Source organism: Kosakonia sp., from assembly GCF_032104925.1.
In the GTDB taxonomy this organism is placed as follows: Bacteria; Pseudomonadota; Gammaproteobacteria; order Enterobacterales; family Enterobacteriaceae; genus Kosakonia.
This window is the reverse complement of sequence record NZ_DAMCGF010000005.1, coordinates 17,710-44,400: the sequence shown is the minus strand read 5'-3', so window position 1 is coordinate 44,400 and position 26,691 is coordinate 17,710. Positions and strand designations below refer to the sequence as shown.

The window sequence follows — 26,691 nt, the reverse complement described above, 5'->3', positions numbered from 1 at the left end:
CTGCCTGCCGAACCCTACTTTCTCAAGGAGATGCGGATGAAACAGTATTTGATTGCCCCTTCGATTCTGTCGGCTGATTTTGCACGCCTCGGCGAAGATACCGCCGCCGTACTGGCTGCAGGTGGTGATGTGGTGCATTTCGACGTGATGGATAACCATTACGTGCCGAATTTGACCATTGGCCCGATGGTGCTCAAAGCGCTGCGTAATTATGGCATCACCGCGCCTATTGATGTTCACCTGATGGTGAAACCGGTTGATCGGCTGATCCCGGACTTCGCCGCCGCTGGCGCAAGCATTATCACCTTTCATCCCGAAGCCTCCGAACACGTCGATCGCTCCCTGCAGCTCATCAAAGAACACGGTTGTAAAGCGGGACTGGTGCTTAACCCGGCAACACCGCTCAGCTACCTGGACTACGTGATGGATAAACTGGACGTGATCCTGCTGATGTCGGTAAACCCCGGCTTTGGCGGCCAGTCTTTCATTCCACACACGCTGGATAAGCTGCGTGAAGTGCGTCGTCGCATTGATGCCTCAGGCTTTGATATCCGTCTCGAAGTCGACGGAGGTGTGAAGGTGAGCAATATCGGTGAAATTGCCGCAGCGGGCGCGGATATGTTTGTCGCAGGCTCGGCAATTTTCGATAAACCGGATTACAAACAGGTTATTGATGAAATGCGTAGTGAACTGGCAAAGGTAAGTCATGAATAAAATGCAGTCGATTCAGGGTATTGCTTTTGATCTCGACGGTACGCTGGTGGATAGCGCGCCGGGTCTGACCGCTGCTGTTGATAGCGCGCTGTATGCGCTTGAGTTACCGCAGGCGGGCGAAGCGCGCGTTGTCACCTGGATTGGTAACGGCGCGGATGTGTTGATGGAGCGGGCGTTTAACTGGGCTCGGCAGGAGCGCACCAGCCAGCGCGCGGCGCAAGGTAAGCCGGATGTGGGTCACGACATTCCACAAGAAGAGCAGATACGCATGCTGCGTAAGTTGTTCAACCGTTATTACGAAGAGACGGTGGAAGAGGGCAGTTTTCTGTTCCCGGACGTGGCACAAACACTGGCAGCTCTGCATGCTAAAGGCTTGCCACTGGCGCTGGTGACCAATAAGCCGACGCCGTTCGTGGCACCGCTGCTGGAGGCGCTGGGTATTGCGCAATATTTCACCTTTGTGATCGGCGGCGATGATGTGGTAAACAAAAAGCCGCACCCGGAACCGTTGCTTCTGGTGTGCAAAAAGCTCAATATTCAACCTCATGAATTGCTCTTCGTCGGTGATTCGCGCAATGACATCCTGGCGGCAAAAGCGGCTGGAAGCGTCTGTGTCGGTATGACTTACGGTTATAACTACGGCGAAGCGATTACCGCCAGTGAGCCGGACTACGTGTTCGATCACTTCAAAGATTTACTGCCCGCACTCGGGCTTTCGCACAGTGAAAATCAGGAAACGAAAAATGACTAAGCCCATCGTCTTTAGTGGCGCACAGCCCTCAGGTGAATTAACCATTGGTAACTATATGGGTGCGCTGCGTCAGTGGGTGAACATGCAGGACGACTATCACTGTATCTACTGCATCGTTGACCAGCACGCGATTACCGTGCGCCAGGATCCGCTAGCGCTGCGTAAGGCGACGCTGGACACGCTGGCTCTTTACCTGGCGTGCGGCATCGATCCGCAAAAAAGCACCATCTTCGTTCAGTCCCATGTGCCGGAGCATGCACAGCTCGGCTGGGCGCTGAACTGCTACACCTATTTCGGTGAACTGAGCCGCATGACTCAGTTCAAAGACAAATCTGCGCGCTATGCGGAAAACATTAACGCCGGTCTGTTTGATTACCCGGTGCTGATGGCGGCAGACATTCTGCTGTATCAAACCAACCAGGTGCCGGTGGGTGAAGACCAGAAACAGCATCTGGAACTGAGCCGCGATATCGCCCAGCGTTTTAACGCGATTTATGGCGATATCTTTAAAGTGCCTGAGCCGTTTATTCCAAAATCTGGCGCACGCGTGATGTCGCTGCTGGAGCCGACCAAGAAGATGTCCAAGTCGGACGATAACCGCAACAACGTTATCGGCCTGCTGGAAGATCCGAAATCGGTGGTGAAAAAAATCAAACGCGCGGTGACCGACTCCGACGAGCCGCCTGTGGTTCGCTACGACATCGCCAACAAAGCCGGTGTTTCCAACCTGCTGGATATTCTCTCTGCCGTAACCGGCCAGAGTATTGCCGAGCTGGAACAGCACTTTGAAGGCAAAATGTATGGTCATCTGAAAGGGGAAGTGGCGGATGCCGTTTCCGGCATGCTGACCGAGCTGCAAGAGCGTTATCATCGCTATCGCAATGATGAAGCCTTCCTGCAACAGGTGATGAAAGACGGCGCGGAAAAAGCCAGCGCGCGGGCATCGGAAACCCTGAAGAAAGTCTACGAAGCGATTGGTTTCGTTGCTAAACCGTAATCGTTGACACCATTAAAAAGGGCAGGTTTACCTGCCCTTTTTCTGTTTTTAAAACCATTTAAGCTTATCGCGCAGCCCCACTACGCGACCAACGATGATCAGCGCCGGGCTTTGCACCTGATGTGCCAGTTCGCCCAGTTGCGTCAAATCACCACTCACGACTTTCTGTTGTACCGAGGTGCCGTTTTCCACCAGCGCTACCGGCATATCTGCCTGCATTCCATGCTCTATTAATTGCGCCTGAATCGTCGCAGCCTGATTCAGCCCCATATAGAACACCAGCGTTTGCTTTTCCGCAGCCAGATTGGCCCAGTCCAGCTCACCACCGGTTTTCAGGTGCCCCGTCACCAGCCGCACGCTTTGTGCGTAATCTCGGTGAGTTAACGGAATGCCGGAGTAGGCCGAACAGCCGGATGCCGCCGTAATGCCTGGCACCACCGAAAAAGGGATACCCGCGTGGCAGAGCGTTTCCAGCTCTTCGCCGCCGCGACCGAAAATAAACGGGTCGCCGCCTTTGAGCCGGACAACTCGCTTACCGCTTTGCGCTTCGCGCAGCAGGATCTGATTGATCTCCTCCTGCGGTACACAGTGATAGCCCGCGCGTTTGCCAACAAACACCCGGTCAGCGTCGCGGCGCACCAGGTTCATGATCTCATCGGAAACCAGCCGGTCATACACCACCACATCGGCTTGCTGGATCTGCTGCAAACCTTTTAAGGTCAGTAGCCCGGCGTCGCCAGGCCCCGCGCCAACCAGTACCACTTCACCACGATTATCCAGTGGCTCGGCCAGCAGTTGTTCGGTTATTTTTTCCACGGCGTTGGTGTCCTGGTTCGCCAGGGATTGCGCCAGTCGGTCGTTGACAAACAATTTTTCCCAGAAGCGGCGACGCTCGCTCATGCTGGCGAACTGTTTCTTGACCCGGCTGCGTAGTTTGCCTGCGTAATGGGCGACGTGGCCCAGATGCTGCGGTAACAGCGATTCGAGTTTTTCACGCAGCAGACGCGCCAGCACTGGCGATGTGCCGCCAGAAGAGACCGCCACCATCAACGGCGAGCGGTCAATGATTGACGGCATGATAAAGCTCGCCTGTTTGGGCGCATCGACAACGTTACAGAAGATACGGCGCTGCTCTGCGGCATCGCTGACGCGCTGATTAACCGCTTCGTCATCCGTTGCGGCAATCGCCAGCCAACACGCGTCTAACAGCGTTTCGCTAAATTCGCCTTCAACCAGCGTCAGCATGCCTTCTTCGGCCCAGACGGTGAACTGAGGAACAAACGTGAGCGCGTTAACGGTAAGCCGTGCACCCGCATCCATTAACAGCCGGGCTTTACGTTCTGCGACATCGCCTCCACCGACAAGCAGGCACCGGCGATCGCGTAGCTGGCAAAAAATTGGCAAATGGTCCACGACATTACCTCAACATTTTAGTTATTCGCTGTAGCCTGGCTTGCCACGCGGGTGACCGCAGAAGGACGCTCAGATTTCGGCGTAGCATACCAGTAACCTAACCCCATAAATACCGCACCAGAGAGAGTATTGCCAAGCGTTACCCACAGCAGGTTATGACCGATACCAGAGAGGGTATACGCCTCGCTGTGATGACCAAACCAGGAGAGGGCAAAGAGCGTCATATTGGCGATGGAGTGTTCGTAACCCGAGGCGATAAACGCCAGCAGACACCACCAGATAGCGAGGAATTTTGCTGCGCCTTCGGTACGGATTGCCATCCAGATAGCCAGGCACACCAGCCAGTTACACAGCGCCCCCTTAAAGAACAACACCGTTGCTGGCGCACTGGTTTTCGCCAGCGCTACCGCATGCACCAGACTCGTATCCACCGGTAACAGACTGCCGCCGCCCCAGCTATACAGTAACGCGACGAACACTGAGCCGAGCAAATTACCGAGCCAGGTTTGCGGCAAAATAGCCCACATTTGCCCGTGGCTGATGGTGCCCGCTTTGACGCCCAGCGTCAGAAACATGGTGTGACCGGTAAACAATTCAGAACCGGCGATAATCACCAGTGTTAAGGCGATACCGAACGTCGCGCCCATCACCAGCGGGCGCAATGTTGGATCAAGCAGGTTACCAAGGGTAAAAATCAGGATGATGCCGAGGCCAACATAAGCGCCCGCCATGGCAGAGCTTATCCAGAAACCCAGCGGATTTTGTGAAGAGAGGCGAGCGATACGCGCAGCATTAGCCGCGCACTTATTAATAGTGTCGGTAAACATGATGTTGATTATCCAAAGTTAAAAGAAAATGTTTAAAAGGAAAAAATGAAAACGAAAAAGTGAAACAGCGGGAGCATTGCGCCCCCGCAGGGGTATTACGCTTTAATCTGTACTTCGCCGTCTTTCACGCGCGCATCGAAATGCGCGACAGAGCGGCTTTCATCTTCCATGCATACGCCGTCGCGCAGGCGGAAGCGCTGTTTTTTCAGCGGGCTGGCAACCCATAACTCGCCCTGATGTTCAGCGATAAGGCCGCGAGAGAGCACGCTGGACTCAAAAAACGGGTCGATATTGCTGATGGCATACACTTGATCATCATGGCGCGGGCGGAAAATCGCGACTTGCTGACCTTTCACCAACGCACACACACCGGTCGCCGGGATGATGTCGTCGATTTTGCAGACCGTGTTCCACTGGCTCATGCGTTATCCTCCACTAACACCACCGGAATTCGTTCATACGGGGTTGCCGGGCGATGTTGCTGACGCTCTGGCACTACCTGCACGTTCGGATCGCGGCGGTCGCTGTTGATAAAGTGTTTGAAGCGAAGCTGCGCAGAAGGCGTGTTCACCGTTTCAGTCCATTCGCAGACTACCGCTTCACGCAGGCGGGTCATCTCTTCTTCAAGCTGCGCGTCAAAGCCCAGTTTGTCATCGATAATCACGCTCTTCAGATATTCGATGCCGCCTTCCATGCTGTCGAGCCAGGAGGCGGTACGCGTCAGTTTGTCGGCGGTACGGATGTAGAACATCATAAAGCGGTCAAGATAGTGCAGCAGGGTTTCGCGATCGAGATCCGCCGCCAGCAGGTCCGCGTGGCGCGGTTTCATGCCGCCGTTACCGCACACATACAGGTTCCAGCCTTTTTCCGTGGCGATGATCCCCACGTCTTTACCCTGTGCTTCGGCACATTCACGGGTACAGCCAGAGACGCCGAACTTCATTTTGTGCGGGGTCCGAATCCCTTTGTAGCGGTTTTCCAGCTCAACGCCGAAGCCCACACTGTCACCCACACCGTAACGGCACCAGGTCGAACCGACACAGGTTTTCGCCATACGCAGCGCTTTGGCGTAGGCGTGCCCGGTTTCAAAGCCCGCGTTAATCAACTGACGCCAGATTTCCGGCAGGTCGTCTTTTTGCGCGCCAAACAGGCCAATACGCTGAGAACCGGTGATTTTGGTGTAGAGATTGAATTCACGGGCAATACGGCCCACTTCCATCAGCCCTTCCGGGGTGATTTCGCCGCCTGCGGAGCGCGGGATCACGGAATAGGTGCCATCTTTCTGGATGTTGGCGAGGAAGTTGTCGTTGGTATCCTGCAACGGTGTGTGCTGCGGTTTCAGGATGTACTCATTCCAGCAGGAAGCCAGCAGTGAACCGATGGTCGGTTTACACACTTCGCAACCATAACCTTTGCCATATTTTGCCAGCAGTTCGTCGAAGGATTTGATGCCTTCCACGCGGATCAGGTGGTACAGCTCCTGGCGTGAGTAAGCAAAGTGCTCACACAGATTATTGGTTACTTCGATACCCTGTTTCGCCAGTTCGGCGTTCAGCACCTGGGTTACCAGTGGGATACAACCGCCGCAGCCCGTACCGGCTTTGGTTTCTGCTTTCAGCGCCGCAACGGTGTGACAGCCTTTGTTAATCGCGGCAATCAGGTCGCCTTTGGTGACGTCGAAGCAGGAGCAGATCTGCGCGCTGTCCGGCAGCTTATCCACGCCGATAGAGGGTTTACCGCCTGCCGCATGGGCCGGCAGGATCAGCGCATCCGGGTTTTCCGGCAGTTCAATAGCGTTCAGCACCAGTTGCAGCAGGTTGCCGAAATCACTGGTGTCACCCACCAGTACCGCGCCGAGCAGGGTTTTGTTATCCGGGCTGACAATCAGACGCTTGTAAACTTCTTTGCTTTCGTCGAGATAGACATAGCTGCGTGCGCCTGGCGTACGACCATGCGCGTCGCCGATACCACCAACGTCGACGCCGAGCAGTTTCAGTTTGGCGCTGAGGTCTGCACCTTCAAAGGCGTTGGCGGTGCCGAGGATATGATCCACTGCCACCTGCGCCATTTTGTAACCTGGCGCGACCAGACCGTATACGCGGTTGTTCCAACTGGCGCACTCGCCGATGGCATAGATATTCGGATCCGAGGTCTGGCAGCTATCGTTGATCACGATACCGCCGCGCTGCGCCACTTCCAGGCCGCACTGGGTCGCCAGTTTGTCGCGCGGGCGAATACCGGTGGAGAAGACGATAAAGTCGACTTCCAGTGCGCTACCATCAGCAAAATGCATGGTTTTACGCGCTTCGGTGCCTTCCTGCACAATCTCTTTGGTATTTTTGCTGGTGTGCACGCGCACACCCATGCTTTCAATTTTGCGCTTCAGTTGCTCGCCGCCCATCTGGTCGAGCTGTTCTGCCATCAGCATTGGCGCAAATTCAATGACGTGGGTTTCCACGCCTAAGTTTTTCAGCGCTCCGGCCGCTTCCAGACCGAGCAAACCGCCCCCGACGACCGCGCCGCGGCGGCTGCGACGGGCGCAGGATTCAATGGCGTTCAAATCTTCAATGGTGCGATAAACGAAGCAGTCTTGTGTTTCGGAACCTTTGATCGGCGGGATCCACGGATAGGAACCGGTAGCCATGATCAATTTGTCGTAATAAACCGTGCGTCCGGCGCTGGAGTGGATCACTTTTTCCTGACGGTTGATAGTGATAGCGCGCTCGCCGACCAGCACTTTTACGCCGTGTTTCTCGTAAAAGCCTTCGCGAACCAGCGACAGCTCTTCAGCCGTATGGTGGGAAAAATAGGAAGAGAGGTGGACGCGGTCGTAGGCTTTACGCGGCTCCTCACAGAAGACGGTAATATCGAACTGGCTGGCGTCGGCTTTATCGAGGAGATCCTCAATAAAACGGTGACCGACCATGCCGTTACCGATAATAGCGAGTTTGACTTTGCTCATTTTTGCCTCGATTTCTTTTCTACTACCACCTACCTTAACGATTCAGCTACCCGGCTTATTGATGTACATCAAATACACCTTCGCATACCACTTAATGGGTAGATATTTGATTTTTATTGGTTTTTATAAGTCGCGGATATCACTGGTTTTTATGGTTTGCGGAATTTGTGTACAAAAAAAGAGGGTTTTTGCACGCACGTCTGATACAAATTATCGGAGGGAAACAGAGGGAGTCACACTATGTCGGCAGCACCGATTTGGTTAGTTCAGAATGTGCATTTACCCGATCGCGAAGGGTTATGGCAAATCGCGATTGAGAATGGTCGCTTCGGTGAAATCACTCCGATGAATGAAACACACAGCGATAGCCTGGAAGTGCTGAATGCGCACGGTGGGCTGGCGCTACCGCCGTTTGTCGAACCGCATATTCACCTGGATACCACGCAAACTGCCGGAGAGCCGAACTGGAATCAATCCGGCACGCTGTTTGAAGGCATTGAGCGCTGGGCGGAACGCAAAGCGCTGCTGAGCCACCAGGATGTCAAAGCGCGCGCCTGGCAAACATTGAAGTGGCAAATGGCCAACGGCGTGCAGCATGTGCGGACCCATGTTGATGTTTCCGATCCCAGCCTGACGGCGCTGAAAGCCATGCTGGAAGTAAAAGTCGAGGTCGCGCCGTGGATTGATTTGCAAATCGTCGCTTTCCCGCAGGAAGGAATTCTCTCCTATCCCAACGGCGCTGCATTGCTGGAAGAGGCGCTCCAGCTTGGCGCGGATGTGGTTGGCGCGATCCCGCACTTTGAATTTACCCGCGAATATGGCGTTGAATCGCTGCACATTGCGTTCGCACTGGCGCAAAAATATGACCGCCCGTTGGATATTCACTGTGATGAAATTGACGACGAGCAGTCGCGATTTGTCGAAACCGTTGCCGCGCTGGCGCTGAAGATGGGCATGGGCCCGCGCGTCACCGCCAGCCATACCACGGCGATGCACTCTTACAATGGCGCATACACCTCGCGGCTGTTCCGTCTATTAAAGCTTTCCGGCATTAACGTTGTCGCTAACCCGCTGGTAAACATTCACTTGCAGGGGCGCTTTGACGATTATCCAAAGCGCCGGGGAATTACGCGGGTGAAAGAGCTCCTGGCGGCGGGAATAAATGTCTGCTTTGGCCATGACGATGTGTTTGATCCCTGGTATCCGCTTGGCACCGGCAATATGTTGCAGGTGCTGCATATGGGGCTGCACGTTTGTCAGCTGATGGGCTACCAGCAAATTAATGATGGGTTGCGTCTTATCACGCATAACAGCGCCAGAACGTTTGGTTTAACGCAGTACGGGATTGAAACGGGTAACCCGGCGAACATGGTCATTTTGCCCGTTGAGAGCGGTTTTGATGCGGTGCGCTGCCAGTCGCCGGTACGCTGGTCGATTCGACAAGGGCGGATCATTGCCAGCACGCAACCTGCGCAAAGCTGGATTCAGATGGATAACGGTGGTGAAGCGGTGCTTTTTAGCCGTTATCGTTCAGGTATGTAGCCTTCGTGAAGCGGGTTGTGAGCGGTCTGGCGTTACATCTGTTACTAAATACGTAAAATTAAGTAAAAGGCTGGCCTGCTGGCTGACTGCTCTTTAGAATCAAGCCACTCGCTTTCTTTACTGCTCTTCGTTAAGGAAACCTTATGGTTAAATCGACTCTGGCGGCTGTTGCGGCTGTGTTTGCCCTTTCTGCTTTTTCTTCTGCTGCGCTGGCGGCAAAAGGCGATCCTCATGTTCTGCTCACCACTTCCGCCGGTAACATTGAACTGGAGCTGAACAACCAGAAAGCCCCTGTGTCGGTGAAAAACTTCCTTGATTACGTAAATAACGGTTTCTATAACAACACCACGTTTCATCGTGTGATCCCGGGATTTATGGTGCAGGGCGGTGGTTTCAACGAACAGATGCAGCAAAAGCAGCCTAACCCGCCTATTAAAAACGAGGCTGACAATGGCTTGCGTAACACGCGTGGCACCATTTCGATGGCGCGCACTGCCGATAAAGACAGCGCAACCAGCCAGTTCTTTATCAACGTGGCTGACAACGCTTTCCTCGATCATGGCCAGCGCGACTTTGGTTATGCGGTGTTTGGTAAAGTGGTGAAGGGCATGGATGTCGCCGACAAAATTTCCCAGGTACCGACGCACGATGTCGGGCCTTACCAGAATGTTCCGTCAAAACCGGTCGTTATTCTCTCCGCGAAAGTGCTGCCGTAAGTTTCCCCGCACGGGGTATTCACCCCGTGCTTCCTGAGCTTCCCTGCGTAACCTGTCATTTCTGCTTATAATTTGGGCACCGACATGTGAAACAGGGAGGCGCTATGGCCAAAAAACTCACCGACCGGCAAAAATCCCGTCTCTGGGAACAGCAGCGCAATGCCAATTTTCAGGCCAGCCGGCGGCTGGAAAATGTCGACAGCGAACTGGTGACGCTAAGTAGCGCGGAAGCCGATGAGCGCCTTGAAGAACTGCGGAGGCACTATGAGCGATAAATTCGGCGACGGGCGCGATCCGTACCTCTATTCTGGCCTGAATGTGATGCGCAATGAGCTGGGGCTTCGCCAGGCGCAGAAACTGGAGCAGGCGGCTTATCAGTTCACCGCCTTACGCGCCGCCACACTGGATCTTGGCCCGATGGTGCGAGGCCTTCCTCATTTATGCGCCATTCACCACCATCTTTATCAGGATGTGTTCGACTGGGCCGGGCAGATCCGTGAAGTGGATATTTACGAAGGCGATACCCGGTTTTGCCACTTCGAGTATATCGAGAAAGAGGGCAATGCATTGATGCAGCAACTGGAAGATGAAGAGTGGCTGTGCGGGCTGGAAAAAGCAGCGTTTATTGAGCGGCTGGCGCACTACTACTGTGAAATCAACGTGCTGCACCCGTTTCGCCTTGGCAACGGCATCGCTCAGCGCATCTTCTTTGAACAACTGGCGCTGCACGCGGGTTTTTCACTCGACTGGCGTGGCATCGATCCTGATGAGTGGCGCGAGGCAAACCAGGCAGGCGCAATGGGCGACTTAGCGCCGCTTTGCACCATCTTCAGCAAAGTGGTGAGCGAAGCGGTCGAAAGCGAGTAAACTAGCGCGGTTTCCGACACCAGAGGCCGCTATGATCCTGCTTATCGACAATTACGACTCCTTTACCTGGAACCTGTATCAATATTTTTGTGAACTGGGGGCAAGCGTAGAGGTGCGGCGTAACGATGAGATCGCGCTTGCCGATATTGCTGCGCTGGCACCGGAAAAGATCGTGATTTCGCCCGGTCCTTGTACGCCGGATGAGTCCGGCGTTTCACTGGCGGTTATCCGCCATTACGCGGGGAAATTGCCGATTCTTGGCGTTTGTCTTGGTCATCAGGCGATTGCGCAGGTCTTTGGCGCGACTATCGTTCGTGCGGCAAAAGTGATGCACGGTAAGACATCGCCTGTCACCCACAACGGCACTGGCGTATTTAGCGGGCTTAATAATCCGTTAACCGTCACCCGTTACCATTCCCTGGTTATCGATCCGCCTACGTTACCGGCATGCTTTGAGATTACCGCCTGGAGCGATAGCGGCGAGATCATGGGCATTCGCCACCTGGAGTGGGATCTGGAAGGGGTGCAATTTCACCCGGAAAGTATCCTGAGCGAGCAGGGACATCAGTTATTGAAAAACTTCCTCGAACGCTGATTTGTGGTTGCCATTAACTGATTTTTTATGCATATTTCGTGATTATATTTTCATAATCAATGCAACGTAAAACTGGATGGGCAAGCCATGGCAACTCAGCAAGACGCGGTAACGCGTGCAAACTTCGATGACGTTATTCTGCCAATTTACGCACCGGCCGAGTTTATCCCGGTAAAGGGTAAAGGCAGCAGGGTGTGGGATCAGCAGGGTAAAGAGTACGTTGATTTTGCAGGTGGAATTGCGGTTACTGCGTTAGGACACTGCCATCCGGCGCTGGTGGAGGCGCTGAAAACGCAGGGCGAAACGCTGTGGCACACCAGCAATGTTTTTACCAACGAGCCTGCTCTGCGCCTGGCGCGTAAACTCATTGACGCCACGTTTGCCGAGCGTGTGGTGTTTATGAACTCCGGCACTGAAGCTAACGAAACAGCATTCAAGCTGGCGCGTTTTTATGCATCTACGCGTCACAGTCCATACAAAACAAAAATCATCGCGTTTCATAATGCCTTCCACGGCCGTTCGCTGTTTACCGTAAGCGTGGGCGGCCAGCCGAAGTATTCCGATGGCTTTGGCCCGAAACCGGCGGACATTATCCATGTGCCGTTTAACGATCTGCATGCGGTTAAAGCGGTGATGGACGATCACACCTGCGCGGTAGTGGTAGAGCCTATTCAGGGCGAGGGCGGCGTTACTGCCGCCACACCGGATTTCCTGAAAGGTTTGCGCGAGCTGTGCGATCAGCACAACGCTCTGCTGGTGTTCGACGAAGTGCAGTGCGGTATGGGCCGCAGCGGAGAGTTGTTTGCTTATATGCACTACGGTGTGACGCCGGATATTCTGACCAGCGCCAAAGCGCTCGGCGGCGGTTTCCCTATCAGCGCGATGCTGACTACACATGAAATTGCCAGTGTCTTCCACGCCGGTTCACACGGCTCTACTTACGGTGGCAACCCGCTGGCCTGCGCCGTCGCAGGAACCGCATTCGACATTATCAACACGGCGGAAGTGCTCAGCGGCGTGAATGAAAAACGTCAGTTGTTCGTTAAACATCTGCAGCAAATTGGCGAGAAGTTTGACCTGTTTAGCGATATTCGTGGCATGGGGCTGCTGATTGGTGCTGAGCTGAATCCGCAATATAAAGGCCGCGCGCGCGACTTCCTCTACGCCGCTGCCGATGCGGGCGTCATGGTGCTGAATGCTGGCCCGGACGTCATGCGTTTTGTGCCTTCGCTGATTATTGATGCGCAGGATATCGAAGAAGGGATGAAGCGCTTCGCGAATGCGGTGGCGAAAGTGGTCAACGGTTAAGGCGGCGGTTTAACCAAATGCCATGATGCGGGCGCTGACGCCATGCTACCGACGAAATGGTGTGCATGGTGTTCAGATGCCCGATAATCCGCTGTAAATGCTGCTCCAGCGTGCTCATTGGCCCGTGCGTTAATGCTTCCGGGGCTTCGAGAATATTCACATCGCCGGATCCTCCCGGCCCGTCATACTCCAGCCGCTGCTGGCAGCGCTGCAGGGCAATTTCGCAGGATTGCAAATAACGTTGCGCCAGCTCCGGCGTCAACATCGTATGTTCACGTGCCAGCGTCGTCATTGCATTAATATGCTCAACGATAAACTGGCTGTGCGTTACCCACAGTTTCATATCTTCCAGATAACGCGTATTGAAGCCCGGTTCCTGCATCGCCTGGTTTAGCGAGTTAAACAAAGCGTTATGCGCCTGGTTTACGCGCATGCGCTGCCAGGCAAGCGGAGTGGGCTGCGGGTTATCGCTTAAGATCAGGCGAATCGCTTCCTGATCTGTTTCCAGCGCATCGTGCGCATTCTGGCGCAGCAAGCCACTTTGCCACTGCGGCCACAGCCAGACCATGCCGCCGAAAGCGATCAGGCAACCAATCAACGTGTCGATAAGGCGGGCGACAATAAACTCCTCACCATTTAGCGTCAGCAGTTGCAAGGTGTAGACGGCGGTAATGGTAAAACCCACCATCGCCCAGCCGTAGTTTTTCCGAATAATGAGATAACTGACCAGCGTAATCATCAGCATCGCGGCCAGCGTAAAACCGAGTGGAACATGAAAGTGCAGCGTCGCCCCGGCAATCACCAGTCCCGCAATGGTGCCCGCCGCCCGGTGGACAATGCGAACGCGCGTTGCGCCATAGCCGTTTTGCGTGACAAACATCACCGTCATCATGATCCAGTAGGGTTTTGGTAAATGCAGGGCGCTGCCCATCAGGCTGGCGATACTGAGCATGACGCTGATTCGCGCGGCATTACGCAGCGCCGCAGATTTCAGTGATAAATAGCTTTTTAGCGCCGGGAAAAGGGGCAAGCGACGCTGCTTTTCCGCCATCAGATCGCGGGCATAGAGCGGGCGCTGAGTGCGCAAGACGCGCGCGATACGGCTAAAATGCCAGGCGCAGAACTGCCCGACCGGGTTATCCGGGTGCTGGCGGGCGATTTTTTCCAGCGCGCCAATCTGCTTATCCATGTTGAAGCGCGTGGGATAGCGGTGATAGAGAATGTCATCTGCCAGCACGCGCAGGCGAGCGGCGACGGTTTGCGCGTTCCAGCGGATCACCTGTTCGGCGTGGGTTTGTTCCACCAGTTTTTGCACTTCTTCCGGCTGGTGCAAACTCACCGAAATGTGCTCTTGCAAATCAATCCCTACCTGGAAAACCCGCAGTAGCCGTTTGTAATCGTTGTGTTTATTGGCAGCCAGCATATGCAGTTGTTGATAGCACTGGCTTATCATATCCACCGCTTTCTGCTGGCGGGCAAGCAAAGGCGGCAGCGCTTTTTCCGGATCGGCGTGCTGCGTCAGCAAGCTGTATTTCGCCTCGCAGTAGTCTGCCAGTTGCCGGTAGAGCAGGCTGAGCGATTCGCGCAGCGGTTGCTCGCGCCACATCCAGAACCAGAACCAGTTGAACAATCCGTACCACAGCGTGCCCAGCGCATAGATAAGTATCGGCTCCCATACCGGCATGTTACCGGCGAGGCTGAGCGTAAAGATGGCGGCAATGAGCGAAGCCGGGAGCAGGCGACCGTGCAGCGCACTGATTTCGGCGGTTACGCCTAAAACCAGCGTCAGCCCGGTGAGGATCAGCGGCAATGGAAGATCTTTCGCCAGCAATAGCTGCACCGCCAGGCTGCTGCCTGCAAACAGCGTTCCGCCAATGATCAGGCGTTTGAAAAAACGTTTATGTGGCGTATCAAGCCCGGCAATGTTGCAGCAGGCGGGAACGAGGGAAAACAGCAGACCTTGTTGCAGATGACCAGTAACCAGACCAATGGCCACAGGTAAACATAACACCAGCGTTTGTCGCAGTGCGTAGTTGATTTCGGGGTGATAAATCAGCCTGCGCCACATGAGGGAAGAAAAACGACGCAGCGCGTAAGCTGCGCCGTTTTACAGATTAACGCGTTCCGTATACGACGATGGTTTTACCGTGGGCGGAGATCAGGTTCTGATCTTCGAGCATTTTGAGAATGCGGCCCACAGTTTCACGGGAGCAACCGACGATCTGACCAATTTCCTGGCGAGTAATTTTAATTTGCATGCCGTCCGGATGGGTCATTGCATCTGGCTGTTTCGCCAGGTTTAACAGCGTTTGCGCGATACGGCCGGTTACATCCAGGAAGGCGAGGTTACCCACTTTTTCTGAAGTGACCTGCAGGCGACGCGCCATTTGCGAGGAAAGACGCATCAGGATATCCGGGTTAACCTGGATTAACTGACGGAATTTTTTGTACGAGATTTCAGCCACTTCACAAGCAGTTTTAGCGCGTACCCATGCACTGCGCTCCTGACCCTCTTCGAACAGGCCCAGTTCACCGATAAAATCTCCCTGGTTCAGGTAGGAGAGGATCATCTCTTTACCCTCTTCGTCCTTGATCAGCACTGCCACTGAGCCTTTAACGATGTAATACAGCGTTTCCGCTTTTTCACCCTGGTGAATCAGCGTGCTCTTCGACGGGTACTTATGAATGTGGCAATGAGACAAGAACCATTCAAGCGTCGGGTCTGTTTGTGGTTTGCCAAGCACCATGCGCGATTATCCTCTGTTATAAGCTGTCTCAGACACAGGATGAGCCCCTACGTCTGGGGTTGCAATCTAAGCTTCCCGCATCCAGGGAAGTGGACCGTCAGCGTCATCTGCGGTCTCTAAAGTATGATGTCATGCATACATGCGTAACATCCATTTATCTCTGTAGCATCCAGAGTGTTTTAGCATAGCTTTTACCGCCTGTCTCCTGGTGTCTCGCTTCAGCATGACGCAGGTCGCCTTCCGTTGCGAGTTTTGTTATGTACGCGTAATCTGTAAAGAAAATTGCCACTCCGGAGTGAAGAAAATGCAGGCACGTGTGAAATGGGTTGAAGGGTTAACGTTCATCGGTGAGTCCGCATCGGGCCACCAAATCCTGATGGACGGCAACTCCGGCGACAAAGCGCCAAGCCCGATGGAAATGGTGCTGATGGCGGCGGGCGGATGCAGCGCCATTGATGTGGTTTCTATTTTACAAAAAGGGCGTCATGACGTGACTGACTGCGAAGTGAAGCTGACCTCAGAGCGCCGTGAAGAAGCGCCGCGCCTGTTTACCCACATCAATTTGCACTTTATCGTCACCGGTAAAGATCTGAAGGATGCTGCGGTTTCCCGCGCGGTGGATTTATCCGCGGAGAAGTATTGCTCCGTGGCCTTGATGCTCGAAAAAGCGGTGAACATCACCCACTCTTACGAAGTTATCGAAGCCTGATGTGAAAAGCCCGGTAAGCAGCACACCACCGGGCTTTCTGCTTTATTTGATCTTTTTACCTTCCATCAGCCGTTGCACCAGCGGCGTCATAATCAACTCCATCGCCAGCCCCATTTTTCCGCCAGGTACCACCAGCGTATCCATATGCGAGATAAACGAGCCTTGCAGCATTGCCAGCAACCACGGGTAATCAATGCCTTCCAGATTACGGAAATGGATCACCACAAAACTCTCGTCCAGTGAGGGAATGCCTTTCGCGGCAAACGGATTGGACGTATCCACCGTTGGCACGCGCTGGAAGTTAATGTGCGTACGGGAAAACTGCGGCGTAATAAAATTGATGTAATCCTCCATCGAACGCACGACAGAATCCATTACCGCTTCCCGCGAATGCCCGCGCTCGCTGGTATCGCGGACAAGTTTTTGAATCCATTCCAGATTGACGATCGGCACCACGCCCACCAGCAAATCCACATGACGCGCGACATCGTTTTGCGGCGTTACCACGCCGCCGTGCAGACCTTCATAAAACAGCACATCGGTCGGCTCCGGCAGCGGTTGCCACGGCGTAAACGTGCCTGGTACCTGGTTCCAGGGAACGGCTTCATCGTAGGTATGCAGGTATTTGCGCGCCTGGCCTTTGCCGGTTTGGCCATATTCGATAAACGTCTGTTCCAGCAGGCCAAAATCATTGGCTTCCGGGCCAAAATAGCTGATATGCCGCCCAAGATCGCGGGCCTTACGGATAGCCATATCCATTTCCGGGCGGGTATAGCGATGGAAGCTGTCCCCTTCCACTTCTGCCGCGTGCATATTGAGCTGGGCGAAGATCTTACGAAAGGCGAGGCTGGTGGTGGTGGTTCCCGCGCCGCTGGAGCCTGTAACGGCGATAACCGGATGTTTGGCGGACATAGCAACTCCCTGAATAAACGATTATTTCAGTATAGCCAGCCGCCATGTACCTGTTCAGTCGTGGAACTGCCCGCGCGGCATGATATTGACCGTCTCGTGCAGTTCCGACCACACCAGTACGGCTTCGCCGCGTTGCAGCTGCCGTTTAACGTCGGCGACCTTTTGCTCAAGTGAACGCTCATGTTCACCATAATCAGTGCCTTCGCGCAAGACAAAGCTCTCAATCAGATTGTCCAGCGTCTGCGCATCAATCTCTTGCCAGGGAATAATCATCGTCTTTCCAGGTAAGCGGATAACCAATCCGGAATGCGTTTTTCCAGCCACATTTCCGGGTGGCGCAAGGTTCCGCCAACAAACCCGACATGGCCGCCGTGTTCCGTCAGTTGGTATTCAATATTCGCCGGCAAATGTCCGGCATCCGGGATCACATTGTGATCCATAAACGGGTCATCTTTCGCGTGGATAATCAGCGTCGGTTTACGAATATCCGGCAAAACCGGCATCGCGCTACAGCGGCGATAGTAATCCAGCGCGTCGGCAAAACCGTGGATTTTCGCGGTGATCAGATCGTCGAACTCGCGAATACGGCGCAGCTTACGCAGCGCCGGCAAGGTGGTTGGCAGCGAACCAGGATAAGCGCGTAATTTGCGCGCGGCGTTCGCTTTCAGCAAATTCAACAAATAGCGCTGATAAACACGGGAAAATCCCTTATCCATATGATAACTACAGGCTTCCAGCACCAACGGAGCAGAGACAATCACCGCTGCATCGACGGGCAAGTCGTCATCGGCTTTTGCCAGCAAACAACCGAGCATGTTCCCGCCGAGCGAATAACCCACCGCTGCGGTTGGCGCGGGTCCGAATTCCTGATGTAACCAGTGCAGGAACCAGGTGCCATCTTCGGTTTCGCCCGAGTGATAAATCCGGTTCAGACGATTCGGGATGCCGCTACAGCCGCGAAAATGCATGACCACGCCAAGCCAGCCGCGCTGTTTCGCCGCATGCACCAGTCCATGCGCATATGGGCTGTGCAGGCTGCCCTCCAGTCCATGGAAAACCACCAGCCGCGGTTTATGTTTCGCCTGATTCGGCTCTTCGCTCCATGCCAAATCAACAAAGTCACCATCCGGCAGCTCAAGGCGCTGCCACCAGGGTTCAAACTGGAGGCGTCGACGTAAAATGCGTGGCAGCATCGTTTGTAGATGCGGATTACGCGCACCTGGCATTGGATGAAAGTTAAGCGAGTCTCCCTGATTTTCAAGGAAATTTGCAGGTGTAATATCTGCCATCTTGTCAATAAACGTAAGTAAATAGACGATTATTATACTTGTTAATAAATGGGCTGTTTAATACTTTGCTGCTGTTGTACCGTATATGCCTTTGCAGTCGGCCCGATAACTTTCTAAGAAATCTATTACTTTCATTGGATTACTGCCGTCTGCTTTTAAATCATTGAGGATGTATTAGATGACAGACAATACCTCGCGTGACCTTGCAGCGTCACCGTCCCTGGGCCAAACCATCAACGACTTACCCGGTAGTAAAGATTTAACGCCAGCCGAACAGACGCAAATCCAAAATATTGTCGACGAGATTAATATTAACGACCCGGTGTTTTCGCTCTCTTTTGGCGCGAAAACTATGAATAGCATTTCGCAATTCTCTGATTCGCTGATGCAAGAAGTTCGCGCAAAAGACGCGGGTGTTATCGGTGCGCAACTGACTGACTTACTGATGAAAATCAAACAGGTAGATATCAGTCACTTTGAGCAGAAACCGGGCTTTCTTGCCTCGCTTCCGCTGCTGGGTTCGCTGTTTAATCGTATTGAGCGCACCATGCTGGAGTATCAGACGCTGGCGAAGCAAGTCGATACCATCACCGAAAAACTCAATCAGGCAATGGTGGATCTGCTGCGAAATATCTCTGTACTGGAGATCCTCTTTGAACGTAACCGCGATGTTTTCCAACAAATCACGCTGCATATCATTGCCGGTAAGCAAAAGCTTGAGGAGATAAAGCGGAATGAAGTGCCCGCATTACAAGCTCAGGCGTCTGATCCAATGAACGCACAGCGTTTGCGCGACCTGATGGAGGGTATCCAGCGTTTTGAACGTCGTCTGCATGACTTAATGCTGTCGCGCACCATTGCTATGCAGAGCGCCCCGCAAATTCGTCTGATGCAAAGTAACAGCCAATCGCTGGCGGAAAAGATCCAGAGCAGCATCCTCTCCACCATTCCTGTCTGGAAGAGCCAAATAGCGCTGTCGATGTCGCTACAGACTCAGCGTCAGGCAGCGAAACTGCAAAAAGACGTTGCTGATACCACCAATGACCTGCTTCGTCGTAATGCGGAAATGTTGCAAACCGGCACCCTGGAAACGGCGCGAGAAGTTGAACGCTCTATTGTCGATATCGAGACTTTGCGCGACGTACAGTCACGCCTGCTGAACACCCTTGAAGAGTCAGTGAAAATTGCCTCTGATGCGCGCCAACGTCGTGCAGAAGTAGAAAAAGAGCTGGTTACGATGGAAAACGAAATGCGCACTCGCCTGGCTGACATTGCCAGCAGCAAGGCTGCACAGCCGTAAGAGAAACGGAATAAGTTATGTTACAGAAATTACTCCTCCCCTTTGATCACATACGTGACAGCCGATGGATGCGCGTTTTTTTCCATTTGTTCATTTTCATTCTGGCAATGATGTTTCCCTCCTTCTTTAGTGCCATACCTACAGACGTCCAGCCCACGTTGCTGGAGAACGCACAGTGGAAAGGTGCATTAAGTACGCTGTACTGGTTTGCGTTCATCATCTTATGCAGGGGGCTTATTTACGATCGCTCCTCACTGGTTATGGGCATCATCGCTGGAACAATATGGTTATTTTTTGGTGATGCGGCAGCCATGCCTTTCTGGGCGGCAATAACAACGCTGGTTTTTCATTTTTGCCGAAGCCGACACAGTCTCATGAATGTTCATGGGTGGTATCTTTTCGTCGGCGTACTTATGTTTATGGCCTACCAAAAACTTTTTGTTTTCAACGTACCTCCCCTTTTCCTGATCCTGTATGGCCTGATGTTCGTTTCCCTCTTTTTAATAAAAAAATATGCGCAGTACATTGAAGTGCGTAACCAGCAGCGGCTCAAAATCAAACAAGCCCAGGTTAAGTTTGAAGAGCAGCGCGAGCAGGAAGTAAAAAGTGCGTTGAGTAGGCAGATTTCTCGTCTGGAAGGCATCGGTCATCTACCTGTCGCATTAAAAAAAGAGCTGAACGTCATTACTAACACCGCGCGGTTAATTGAACTTTGTATGCAGAGAGATGAACGGGATGAACAGCCAGGACGGTTATTTCTTGAGCGTTATTTACCGATGGTTGAAACGATTGTTACTAAAGGGCTCTCACTCTCCAACCAATTGAAAGAAGATCAGCAGCAACAGTCGCTTAACGAGCAACTGGAGGCGTTAAGAACGTTAGGTCTTGCCTTTCAGGAGAAGCACCAGGAGCTGTTAATAAACGATCAAACTGATTTAAAAACAGAACTCTCCACACTGGATAAAATGCTAAAAACCGACGGTTACCGCAAGTGACCCTCGTGTGGCGCCCGCACTTTTGCGGGTGCCGATAGCGTTACCCATCCGCCAACAAATTCCGCGAAAACAGATGTATGTCGACGCCAGGTTTGCGCCGCCATAAACGCGCTTTACGCGCGCCGGTCGCCACGCTTTCTCCGGTCTCTTCAAACATGCCGGAGGCTTCAAAGCGGCGAATCAAACTTTTACGCTGAATCGGCTGACCAAGGATTATCTCCGTCGCTTCCTGCAATTGCGCCTGGGTAAAGCTCTCTGGCAAACAGTAAACCGGCAGTAACGAATACATGGTTTTCTGCCGCAGCCGGTGCAGCGCCGCCTGAATAATTGCCCGATGATCAAAAGCCAGCTCAATGGTATCTAGCTCACTCACCGGCACCCATTTCGCATCGCTAACGCTTGCGATATGCGGCGCGCAGGAGACCCACGAAATCAGCGCAAACCAGGCGATGGTCAGGCTCCAGCCACGCGGATCGCGCTGCGGCCCGGAAAAGGTATCCAGCTGTTCCAGCCACGATGGGGAAACGCCGGTTTTTTCCGTCAGTTTGCGCAGCGCCGTGGCGCGCGTGGAATCATCCTGCGCCATATCGATAAATCCGCCGGGTAATCCCCAGCGCCCTTGCTGCGGCTGGCTGGCTCGCTGAACCAATAACACGCAAAGCACCTGCTGATGCAGCGTAAACAGCACGCTATCCACCGTCACCAGCGGTGAGGGGAAACGGCTGGCATCATACGTTTTCAGATACTCTGCTTCACTGATCATCGCTTACTCGCTCCTTTTTACACGCCACAAGTTTATCAGCCTGCCCTGGTGCGGCAAGTTAACTTTTATCTGATTAATTTTCAAAGAGTTAACTATTTAATTTATGAATACATAAAAAAACGCTTGCCTAATAAGTGTCTTATAGACAATATTAAAAGTGTCCAAAGGACATTAATCATTGCGTCGAGGTGAAAGATGGCGAGCAGAATCGAATTATTCATTGATAACGAACAGGTTGCACTGAGCCATGGCGTTTTTCCGGACGGAGCTGTCTGGCTCAAAGTGACCGGTAAACTTCCTTCATTCGGCCAACAGATGCGGGTGCGTGTTGCGGCGATGCGCGATATGAACGACTTTATGCTGCTGGCACAATTGGTCGACGCCGTTCGTCACGCCGCCGATATCACAGTGAGCCATCTGGAGCTGGCGTGGTTGCCGTGGGCGCGTCAGGACAGGCATATGGTGCCCGGCGACAGTTTCGCGCTGAAAGTGTTCGCCAACTTCCTCAACACACTCAATTTCAACAAAGTTTTTGTAATCGACCCGCACAGCGACGCCGCTGCCGCAGCCATCACTAACTGCGTAGCCATTGCGCAGGAAAGCTGCTTAATGCAGAGCGAAACCCTGCGTCGCGCCATTAGCAAAGGCGAGCTGATGCTGGTCGCGCCGGATGCCGGTGCGCTGAAGAAAATCCATAACGTGGCAAAAGCCAGTGGCGCGCAAGAGTACGCCATCCTCACGAAAGAGCGTGATGTCGCCACCGGAAACCTGACCGGCTTTGCGTTGGTGGCTGGTGATGTGGCGGGAAAAGATGTGCTGATTGTTGACGACCTTTGCGATGCAGGCGGCACATTTATTGGTTCAGCCCAGGTGCTGCGCGATGCCGGTGCCCGCAGTGTTAGCCTGTATGTCACGCACGGTGTCTTTTCCAAAGGGGTTGAGAACCTGCTCAATAACGGTATCGACGCGATTTACACCACCACATCCTTCACCTCGCCTACGCTTGCGGATCCGCGAGTTGAACTGATCGACATTGACGCTATTTTTCGCGCCTGAGGGAGACAACATCATGAATATCAATCCGATTCTGGCTATCGACGGTTACAAAGTTTCACACCGCGTGCAGTACCCGCTGGGGACAACGCAGGTTTACTCCAATTTCACGCCGCGCAGCGACCGCTTTTTCCAGTCGCCGGTAGCCGACGGCAAGCTGGTGTTCTTCGGTCTGCAGGGTTTCCTGAAGTGGTTTATGGTCGATCTTTTCAACGACGGCTTTTTTGCCCGCCCGGAAGAGGAAGTCGTTAACGAATACAAGCAGGTGATGGATAACTATCTCGGCAGGGACGCCGTGGCGGTCGATCACATTCGCGCGCTGCACCGTTTGGGCTATCTGCCGCTGCACATTAAATCGCTGGATGAAGGCAGCAAAGTGCCGATGAAAGTGCCGGTTCTGACCATTACCAATACCCAGGATGAGTTTTTCTGGCTGGTGAACTACCTGGAAACGGTGCTTTCCGCCGAGCTATGGAAAGCCTCCACCAATGCCACCATTGCGCACCACTACCGGAAAATTTGCGAACAATGGGCGGCAAAGACCTGCACGGATTTGTCGCACCTCGATTTCCAGTGCCACGACTTCTCGTTTCGCGGCATGGCTGGCCTGCACGATACGGCGCAGGCGGGCGCGGGGCATTTACTGAGTTTTAAAGGCACCGACAGCATTCCCTCACTGCTGTATGCCCGCGATCACTATACCGGTGGAGAAGCGTATTTTATTGGCGCCAGCATTCCGGCGACCGAGCACAGCGTGATGTGCATGGGAGAACACGACCACGAAATCGAAACGTTCCGCCGTCTGATTGCCGACCTCTACCCGCAGGGATTTGTTTCTATCGTCTCCGATACCTGGGACTACTGGCGCGTATTGACGGAATATACCCGCGAACTGAAACAGATCATTCTGGGCCGTGACGGGCGCGTGGTGTTCCGTCCGGACAGCGGTGATCCGGTAGAGATCCTTTGTGGTACAGGCGCGGATGATGACACGCGGGCAGAACGTAGCCCGGAGGAGAAAGGCTCGGTCGAAGTGCTGTGGGAAATCTTTGGCGGCACGGTCAATGAGAAGGGCTACAAAGTGCTGGATCCGCATGTCGGCCTGATTTACGGCGACTCCATTACCCTGGCGCGCGCCAATGAGATCCTGCGCCGTCTGGAAGCCAAAGGCTTCGCCAGCTCTAACGTGGTGTTCGGCGTCGGCTCATTTACCTATCAGTACAACACCCGTGACACCTTTGGTTTTGCGATGAAAGCGACCTGGGGCGCGGTCAACGGTGAAGGACGGATGATCTTCAAAGAGCCGAAAACCGATAACGGCCTGAAACGCTCGGCGCGCGGGTTATTGCGCGTGGATCGCGATGCGCAAGGCGAACTGCAACTGCACGATGAGCAGAGCTGGGAGCAGGAAAAAGGCGGGGAGCTGAAAACCCGCTTCCTCGACGGCAAGCTCTACCAGACCGAACATTTTGAACAGATTCGCCAGCGCCTGGCGAACCAGCATTAATCCTCAGCTGGCGGTACGCTCGTACCGCCAGCGCCATAAACCTTTCTTTCGATGTCGAAATTGACGCACATCACAATTACTTTCCTTTGATTATTACTCTCAGGCTAATGATTTAGCCGCCTCCTTAATTGATGGCTTTCGCATCACGGCGCACACTGAGTTCAGTGTTAAGCAAGTCAAAATGATGAGCTGAATCAGGAGGTTAATAATGTTATCTGGGCAAACGCCAGCACAGGTATGGAACACGCGGCGCAGCGAGAAACAGCGCCGCCTGGCGTCCATTCCCGTGCAGGGCAAGGTACTGCCGACCGGCGACCTTGTCGCCATGCTGGAAAAGCTGATTGCACCGGGCGACCGTGTGGTGCTGGAAGGGAACAACCAAAAACAGGCGGATTTCCTCTCGCGAACACTTGCCGAAGTCAATCCGCAGAAAGTCCACGACCTGCATATGATTATGCCGAGCGTCGGGCGCAGCGAACATCTGGATATTTTTGAAAAGGGCATTGCCCGCAAGCTGGATTTCTCCTTCTCCGGCACCCAGAGTCTGCGCATCTCGCAACTGCTGGAAGATGGCCTGCTGGAAATCGGCGCGATCCATACTTACATCGAACTTTACTCCCGCCTGTACGTTGACCTGTGTCCGAATGTGGCGCTGATTGCCGGTTATAAAGCGGACCGCAAAGGTAACCTTTACACCGGCCCAAGTACGGAAGATACCCCGGCGCTGGTGGAAGCCGCCGCCTTCCGCGACGGCATCGTTATCGCCCAGGTCAATGAGTTGGTAGATGACGAATGTGACCTGCCGCGTGTTGATATCCCCGGTTCCTGGATCGACTACGTAGTGGTCGCCGACAAACCGTTCTTTATCGAGCCGCTGTTTACCCGCGACCCGCGCCTCATCAAGCAAGAACACATTCTGATGGCGATGATGGCGATCAAAGGCATCTACGCCGAGCATCAGGTGCAGTCGCTCAACCACGGTATCGGCTTTAACACCGCGGCGATTGAATTGCTGCTGCCGACCTACGGTGAGCAGCTCGGCCTGAAAGGCAAAATCTGCAAACACTGGACGCTGAACCCGCACCCGACGCTGATCCCGGCGATTGAAAGCGGCTGGGTGGAAAGTGTGCACTGCTTCGGCGGCGAGTTGGGGATGGAAGAGTACATCCGTGCCCGCCCGGACGTGTTCTTCACCGGTTCCGACGGCTCCATGCGTTCCAACCGCGCGTTCTGCCAGTTAGCAGGTCAGTACGCGGTCGATATGTTTATCGGCTCGACGTTACAAGTCGATGGCCTGGCAAACTCCTCGACCGTGACGCGCGGTCGTCTCTCGGGCTTTGGTGGTGCGCCAAATATGGGCCATGACCCGCACGGTCGCCGCCACGCAACACCGGCCTGGCTGAACATGATCACCGAACCTGACCCGATGCAGCGCGGTAAAAAACTGGTAGTGCAGATGGTGGAAACTTTCCAGGCCGGTGCGAAACCCACCTTTGTGGAAAAACTCGACGCCGTGGACGTGGCGAAAACCTCCGGCATGCCGCTGGCTCCGGTGATGATTTATGGCGATGACGTGACGCACGTGCTGACCGAAGAGGGGATTGCTTACCTCTATCGCGCTGAAAGCCTTGAAGAGCGCCGGGCGATGGTCGCGGCGGTGGCGGGGATCACCGATATCGGTCTGGGCGTTGACGCCAAACGTGTCGCCCAGCTTCGCCAGAGCGGCAAAGTGGTCTACCCGGAAGATATGGGCATTCGCCGCACAGACGCCACCCGTTCACTGCTGGCTGCCAGCAGCGTAGCGGATCTGGTGGAGTGGTCCGGCGGGCTGTACAACCCACCTGCGAAATTCCGGAGCTGGTAATGAAACTTCTGCCACGGATTGACGCTGAAGGCGGTGCCGAATGGTTGGCGCGAACCGCCACACTGTGTCTGATTGACGAAGCACGATTAAGCCCGAAGCCCGGTCTGGTGGACAGCCGGGGGAACGGCGCGCATCACGATTTAACGCTCGAACTGATGGAGCGTTCCGCGCATAGCCTGACCCCCACGTTTCAGGCGCTGGCGCAACAAAGCTGGCGGCGGCCAGCGGATGTGGCGCTCAGACAAACCATTGGGCGATTAGGTCGGGAAGGTGAGCAGCAGATGATGGCGGCCACCGGTGGCGTGAATACCCATCGCGGCGCGATCTGGGCATTGGGGCTGCTGGTGAGCGCGGTCGCCATGTCGGGCGGTAGCGCACCGGCACAGGCGATTGCCGCCACGGCCGCGAAGCTGGCGCAACTGCCGGATGACGCAGCGCCGAAGCTCTTCAGTAAAGGGCTGCGCGCCACGCACCGTTACCGGGTGCCGGGCGCACGTGAGGAGGCGCAACAAGGCTTTCCGCACATCATCAAGCTGGCGCTACCACAGTTGCAGCACAGCCGCCAGCGCGGCAGCAACGAAGCGCAGGCCAGGCTTGATGCGCTGATGGCCATCATGACCTCGCTCAGCGATACCTGCGTGCTTTCCCGCGCGGGTCTGGAGGGGCTGGATGCGATGCGCCAGGGGGCGAGTGCGGTGCTGCAAGCCGGGGGCGTTGCGTCGAAGGCCGGTCAGCAAGCGTTAGCCGAACTGGATGCGCGGATGCTGGCGCTGAACGCGTCGCCGGGCGGCGCGGCAGATTTACTCGCGGCGACACTGTTTCTCGATCGCATGACCACGCCTTATTTAGCGAATTAAGAG

Annotated in this window: 26 protein-coding genes; 16 read left to right on the top strand and 10 right to left on the bottom strand. The window is 54.3% G+C overall.

Going from position 1 to position 26,691, the window contains the following annotated elements:
• The first annotated feature begins 36 nt into the window (after window positions 1-36).
• The 3 genes from rpe to trpS are packed head-to-tail and all read left to right on the top strand — an operon-like array spanning window position 37 to window position 2,462.
• Complete coding sequence (gene rpe, locus RT644_RS11845; protein ID WP_020455536.1) at window positions 37-714, top strand: ribulose-phosphate 3-epimerase; 678 nt, start codon at window positions 37-39, stop codon at window positions 712-714.
• On the top strand, window positions 707-1,465 hold the full coding sequence (gene gph / locus RT644_RS11840) for a phosphoglycolate phosphatase (RefSeq protein ID WP_313626783.1): 759 nt from the start codon (window positions 707-709) through the stop codon (window positions 1,463-1,465). Before rpe ends, gph begins: the two co-directional genes overlap by 8 nt.
• On the top strand, window positions 1,458-2,462 hold the full coding sequence (gene trpS / locus RT644_RS11835; protein WP_020455534.1) for a tryptophan--tRNA ligase: 1,005 nt from the start codon (window positions 1,458-1,460) through the stop codon (window positions 2,460-2,462). The genes gph and trpS overlap by 8 nt, the downstream gene beginning before the upstream one ends.
• Window positions 2,463-2,510: 48 nt before the next feature.
• On the opposite strand, the gene cysG is transcribed toward trpS, so the two are convergent.
• The 4 genes from cysG to nirB all read right to left on the bottom strand — a co-directional run bounded on the left by cysG (window position 2,511) and on the right by nirB (window position 7,664).
• The gene (gene cysG, locus RT644_RS11830) at window positions 2,511-3,875 is read right to left on the bottom strand and encodes a siroheme synthase CysG (protein ID WP_313626782.1); all 1,365 of its coding nucleotides are present in this window, start codon (window positions 3,873-3,875) and stop codon (window positions 2,511-2,513) included.
• A gap of 17 nt (window positions 3,876-3,892) precedes the next feature.
• Window positions 3,893-4,702, bottom strand: a complete 810-nt coding sequence (nirC, locus tag RT644_RS11825; RefSeq protein ID WP_044489510.1) for a nitrite transporter NirC — start codon at window positions 4,700-4,702, stop codon at window positions 3,893-3,895.
• Between the two features lie 95 nt (window positions 4,703-4,797).
• Window positions 4,798-5,124, bottom strand: a complete 327-nt coding sequence (gene nirD, locus RT644_RS11820; protein ID WP_020455530.1) for a nitrite reductase small subunit NirD — start codon at window positions 5,122-5,124, stop codon at window positions 4,798-4,800.
• Complete coding sequence (gene nirB, locus RT644_RS11815) at window positions 5,121-7,664, bottom strand: nitrite reductase large subunit NirB (RefSeq protein ID WP_020455529.1); 2,544 nt, start codon at window positions 7,662-7,664, stop codon at window positions 5,121-5,123. The genes nirD and nirB overlap by 4 nt, the downstream gene beginning before the upstream one ends.
• A 240-nt stretch (window positions 7,665-7,904) precedes the next feature.
• On the opposite strand from nirB, the gene RT644_RS11810 reads away from it, so the two are divergent.
• From RT644_RS11810 to RT644_RS11785, 6 genes are all read left to right on the top strand, one after another.
• The gene (locus tag RT644_RS11810) at window positions 7,905-9,206 is read left to right on the top strand and encodes a cytosine deaminase (RefSeq protein ID WP_313626781.1); all 1,302 of its coding nucleotides are present in this window, start codon (window positions 7,905-7,907) and stop codon (window positions 9,204-9,206) included.
• 143 nt (window positions 9,207-9,349) lie between these two features.
• Window positions 9,350-9,922, top strand: a complete 573-nt coding sequence (gene ppiA, locus RT644_RS11805) for a peptidylprolyl isomerase A (RefSeq protein WP_017459864.1) — start codon at window positions 9,350-9,352, stop codon at window positions 9,920-9,922.
• A 104-nt stretch (window positions 9,923-10,026) separates the two neighbouring features.
• Window positions 10,027-10,197: a YhfG family protein gene (locus tag RT644_RS11800; RefSeq protein ID WP_020455527.1), complete on the top strand. Its 171-nt coding sequence runs from the start codon at window positions 10,027-10,029 to the stop codon at window positions 10,195-10,197.
• Complete coding sequence (locus tag RT644_RS11795) at window positions 10,187-10,789, top strand: putative adenosine monophosphate-protein transferase Fic (RefSeq protein ID WP_313626779.1); 603 nt, start codon at window positions 10,187-10,189, stop codon at window positions 10,787-10,789. The genes RT644_RS11800 and RT644_RS11795 overlap by 11 nt, the downstream gene beginning before the upstream one ends.
• Window positions 10,790-10,820: 31 nt before the next feature.
• Window positions 10,821-11,384: an aminodeoxychorismate synthase component 2 gene (pabA, locus tag RT644_RS11790; protein WP_020455525.1), complete on the top strand. Its 564-nt coding sequence runs from the start codon at window positions 10,821-10,823 to the stop codon at window positions 11,382-11,384.
• 87 nt (window positions 11,385-11,471) lie between these two features.
• Window positions 11,472-12,692, top strand: a complete 1,221-nt coding sequence (locus RT644_RS11785) for an aspartate aminotransferase family protein (RefSeq protein WP_313626778.1) — start codon at window positions 11,472-11,474, stop codon at window positions 12,690-12,692.
• Here the strand turns inward: RT644_RS11785 and RT644_RS11780 are convergent.
• Both RT644_RS11780 and crp read right to left on the bottom strand, forming a co-directional pair.
• Window positions 12,682-14,760 (bottom strand): YccS/YhfK family putative transporter, encoded by a 2,079-nt coding sequence (locus RT644_RS11780; protein ID WP_313626777.1) that lies wholly within the window; start codon window positions 14,758-14,760, stop codon window positions 12,682-12,684. The two genes, RT644_RS11785 and RT644_RS11780, sit on opposite strands and share 11 nt — an antisense overlap.
• A 46-nt stretch (window positions 14,761-14,806) precedes the next feature.
• Window positions 14,807-15,439 carry a cAMP-activated global transcriptional regulator CRP gene (gene crp, locus RT644_RS11775; protein WP_000242758.1) on the bottom strand — a complete coding sequence of 211 codons (633 nt, stop codon included), beginning with the start codon at window positions 15,437-15,439 and terminating at the stop codon, window positions 14,807-14,809.
• A 304-nt stretch (window positions 15,440-15,743) separates the two neighbouring features.
• Between crp and RT644_RS11770 the strand changes: the two genes are divergently transcribed.
• Window positions 15,744-16,148 (top strand): OsmC family protein, encoded by a 405-nt coding sequence (locus RT644_RS11770; RefSeq protein ID WP_020455522.1) that lies wholly within the window; start codon window positions 15,744-15,746, stop codon window positions 16,146-16,148.
• 42 nt (window positions 16,149-16,190) lie between these two features.
• Here the strand turns inward: RT644_RS11770 and RT644_RS11765 are convergent, their stop codons facing one another.
• The 3 genes from RT644_RS11765 to RT644_RS11755 are packed head-to-tail and all read right to left on the bottom strand — an operon-like array spanning window position 16,191 to window position 18,349.
• Window positions 16,191-17,060 carry a phosphoribulokinase gene (locus RT644_RS11765; protein ID WP_020455521.1) on the bottom strand — a complete coding sequence of 290 codons (870 nt, stop codon included), beginning with the start codon at window positions 17,058-17,060 and terminating at the stop codon, window positions 16,191-16,193.
• A gap of 54 nt (window positions 17,061-17,114) precedes the next feature.
• Window positions 17,115-17,333, bottom strand: coding sequence for a YheU family protein (locus tag RT644_RS11760; protein ID WP_017459872.1), 219 nt, complete (start codon window positions 17,331-17,333; stop codon window positions 17,115-17,117).
• Window positions 17,330-18,349: a hydrolase gene (locus RT644_RS11755; RefSeq protein WP_044489509.1), complete on the bottom strand. Its 1,020-nt coding sequence runs from the start codon at window positions 18,347-18,349 to the stop codon at window positions 17,330-17,332. The genes RT644_RS11760 and RT644_RS11755 overlap by 4 nt, the downstream gene beginning before the upstream one ends.
• A gap of 178 nt (window positions 18,350-18,527) precedes the next feature.
• Here RT644_RS11755 and RT644_RS11750 point away from each other — a divergent pair, with 178 nt between their 5' ends.
• Both RT644_RS11750 and RT644_RS11745 read left to right on the top strand, forming a co-directional pair.
• Complete coding sequence (locus tag RT644_RS11750) at window positions 18,528-19,649, top strand: toxic anion resistance protein (protein WP_269232185.1); 1,122 nt, start codon at window positions 18,528-18,530, stop codon at window positions 19,647-19,649.
• 17 nt (window positions 19,650-19,666) lie between these two features.
• Window positions 19,667-20,644: a hypothetical protein gene (locus tag RT644_RS11745; RefSeq protein WP_020455518.1), complete on the top strand. Its 978-nt coding sequence runs from the start codon at window positions 19,667-19,669 to the stop codon at window positions 20,642-20,644.
• Window positions 20,645-20,684: 40 nt separating this feature from the next.
• Here the strand turns inward: RT644_RS11745 and RT644_RS11740 are convergent, their stop codons facing one another.
• Window positions 20,685-21,407 carry an NUDIX hydrolase gene (locus RT644_RS11740; RefSeq protein WP_020455517.1) on the bottom strand — a complete coding sequence of 241 codons (723 nt, stop codon included), beginning with the start codon at window positions 21,405-21,407 and terminating at the stop codon, window positions 20,685-20,687.
• A gap of 195 nt (window positions 21,408-21,602) precedes the next feature.
• On the opposite strand from RT644_RS11740, the gene prs reads away from it, so the two are divergent.
• From prs to RT644_RS11720, 4 genes are all read left to right on the top strand, one after another.
• Window positions 21,603-22,463 carry a ribose-phosphate diphosphokinase gene (gene prs, locus RT644_RS11735; RefSeq protein ID WP_313626774.1) on the top strand — a complete coding sequence of 287 codons (861 nt, stop codon included), beginning with the start codon at window positions 21,603-21,605 and terminating at the stop codon, window positions 22,461-22,463.
• Window positions 22,464-22,476: 13 nt separating this feature from the next.
• Complete coding sequence (locus RT644_RS11730; protein ID WP_313626773.1) at window positions 22,477-23,967, top strand: nicotinate phosphoribosyltransferase; 1,491 nt, start codon at window positions 22,477-22,479, stop codon at window positions 23,965-23,967.
• A gap of 208 nt (window positions 23,968-24,175) precedes the next feature.
• Window positions 24,176-25,831 (top strand): malonate decarboxylase subunit alpha, encoded by a 1,656-nt coding sequence (gene mdcA / locus RT644_RS11725; RefSeq protein ID WP_045507892.1) that lies wholly within the window; start codon window positions 24,176-24,178, stop codon window positions 25,829-25,831.
• Window positions 25,831-26,688, top strand: a complete 858-nt coding sequence (locus RT644_RS11720; RefSeq protein ID WP_020455513.1) for a triphosphoribosyl-dephospho-CoA synthase — start codon at window positions 25,831-25,833, stop codon at window positions 26,686-26,688. Before mdcA ends, RT644_RS11720 begins: the two co-directional genes overlap by 1 nt.
• The last annotated feature ends 3 nt before the right edge of the window (window positions 26,689-26,691 follow it).

Excerpts from the sequence above, each read along its gene's own strand:
- rpe (WP_020455536.1), top strand. The coding sequence starts at position 37 with ATGAAACAGTATTTGATTGCCCCTTCGATTCTGTCGGCTGATTTTGCA.
- gph (WP_313626783.1), top strand. The coding sequence starts at position 707 with ATGAATAAAATGCAGTCGATTCAGGGTATTGCTTTTGATCTCGACGGT.
- trpS (WP_020455534.1), top strand. The coding sequence starts at position 1,458 with ATGACTAAGCCCATCGTCTTTAGTGGCGCACAGCCCTCAGGTGAATTA.
- nirC (WP_044489510.1), bottom strand. The coding sequence starts at position 4,702 with ATGTTTACCGACACTATTAATAAGTGCGCGGCTAATGCTGCGCGTATC.
- nirD (WP_020455530.1), bottom strand. The coding sequence starts at position 5,124 with ATGAGCCAGTGGAACACGGTCTGCAAAATCGACGACATCATCCCGGCG.
- nirB (WP_020455529.1), bottom strand. The coding sequence starts at position 7,664 with ATGAGCAAAGTCAAACTCGCTATTATCGGTAACGGCATGGTCGGTCAC.
- RT644_RS11810 (WP_313626781.1), top strand. The coding sequence starts at position 7,905 with ATGTCGGCAGCACCGATTTGGTTAGTTCAGAATGTGCATTTACCCGAT.
- ppiA (WP_017459864.1), top strand. The coding sequence starts at position 9,350 with ATGGTTAAATCGACTCTGGCGGCTGTTGCGGCTGTGTTTGCCCTTTCT.
- RT644_RS11800 (WP_020455527.1), top strand. The coding sequence starts at position 10,027 with ATGGCCAAAAAACTCACCGACCGGCAAAAATCCCGTCTCTGGGAACAG.
- RT644_RS11795 (WP_313626779.1), top strand. The coding sequence starts at position 10,187 with ATGAGCGATAAATTCGGCGACGGGCGCGATCCGTACCTCTATTCTGGC.
- pabA (WP_020455525.1), top strand. The coding sequence starts at position 10,821 with ATGATCCTGCTTATCGACAATTACGACTCCTTTACCTGGAACCTGTAT.
- RT644_RS11785 (WP_313626778.1), top strand. The coding sequence starts at position 11,472 with ATGGCAACTCAGCAAGACGCGGTAACGCGTGCAAACTTCGATGACGTT.
- RT644_RS11780 (WP_313626777.1), bottom strand. The coding sequence starts at position 14,760 with ATGTGGCGCAGGCTGATTTATCACCCCGAAATCAACTACGCACTGCGA.
- crp (WP_000242758.1), bottom strand. The coding sequence starts at position 15,439 with ATGGTGCTTGGCAAACCACAAACAGACCCGACGCTTGAATGGTTCTTG.
- RT644_RS11770 (WP_020455522.1), top strand. The coding sequence starts at position 15,744 with ATGCAGGCACGTGTGAAATGGGTTGAAGGGTTAACGTTCATCGGTGAG.
- RT644_RS11765 (WP_020455521.1), bottom strand. The coding sequence starts at position 17,060 with ATGTCCGCCAAACATCCGGTTATCGCCGTTACAGGCTCCAGCGGCGCG.
- RT644_RS11760 (WP_017459872.1), bottom strand. The coding sequence starts at position 17,333 with ATGATTATTCCCTGGCAAGAGATTGATGCGCAGACGCTGGACAATCTG.
- RT644_RS11755 (WP_044489509.1), bottom strand. The coding sequence starts at position 18,349 with ATGGCAGATATTACACCTGCAAATTTCCTTGAAAATCAGGGAGACTCG.
- RT644_RS11750 (WP_269232185.1), top strand. The coding sequence starts at position 18,528 with ATGACAGACAATACCTCGCGTGACCTTGCAGCGTCACCGTCCCTGGGC.
- RT644_RS11745 (WP_020455518.1), top strand. The coding sequence starts at position 19,667 with ATGTTACAGAAATTACTCCTCCCCTTTGATCACATACGTGACAGCCGA.
- RT644_RS11740 (WP_020455517.1), bottom strand. The coding sequence starts at position 21,407 with ATGATCAGTGAAGCAGAGTATCTGAAAACGTATGATGCCAGCCGTTTC.
- prs (WP_313626774.1), top strand. The coding sequence starts at position 21,603 with ATGGCGAGCAGAATCGAATTATTCATTGATAACGAACAGGTTGCACTG.
- RT644_RS11730 (WP_313626773.1), top strand. The coding sequence starts at position 22,477 with ATGAATATCAATCCGATTCTGGCTATCGACGGTTACAAAGTTTCACAC.
- mdcA (WP_045507892.1), top strand. The coding sequence starts at position 24,176 with ATGTTATCTGGGCAAACGCCAGCACAGGTATGGAACACGCGGCGCAGC.
- RT644_RS11720 (WP_020455513.1), top strand. The coding sequence starts at position 25,831 with ATGAAACTTCTGCCACGGATTGACGCTGAAGGCGGTGCCGAATGGTTG.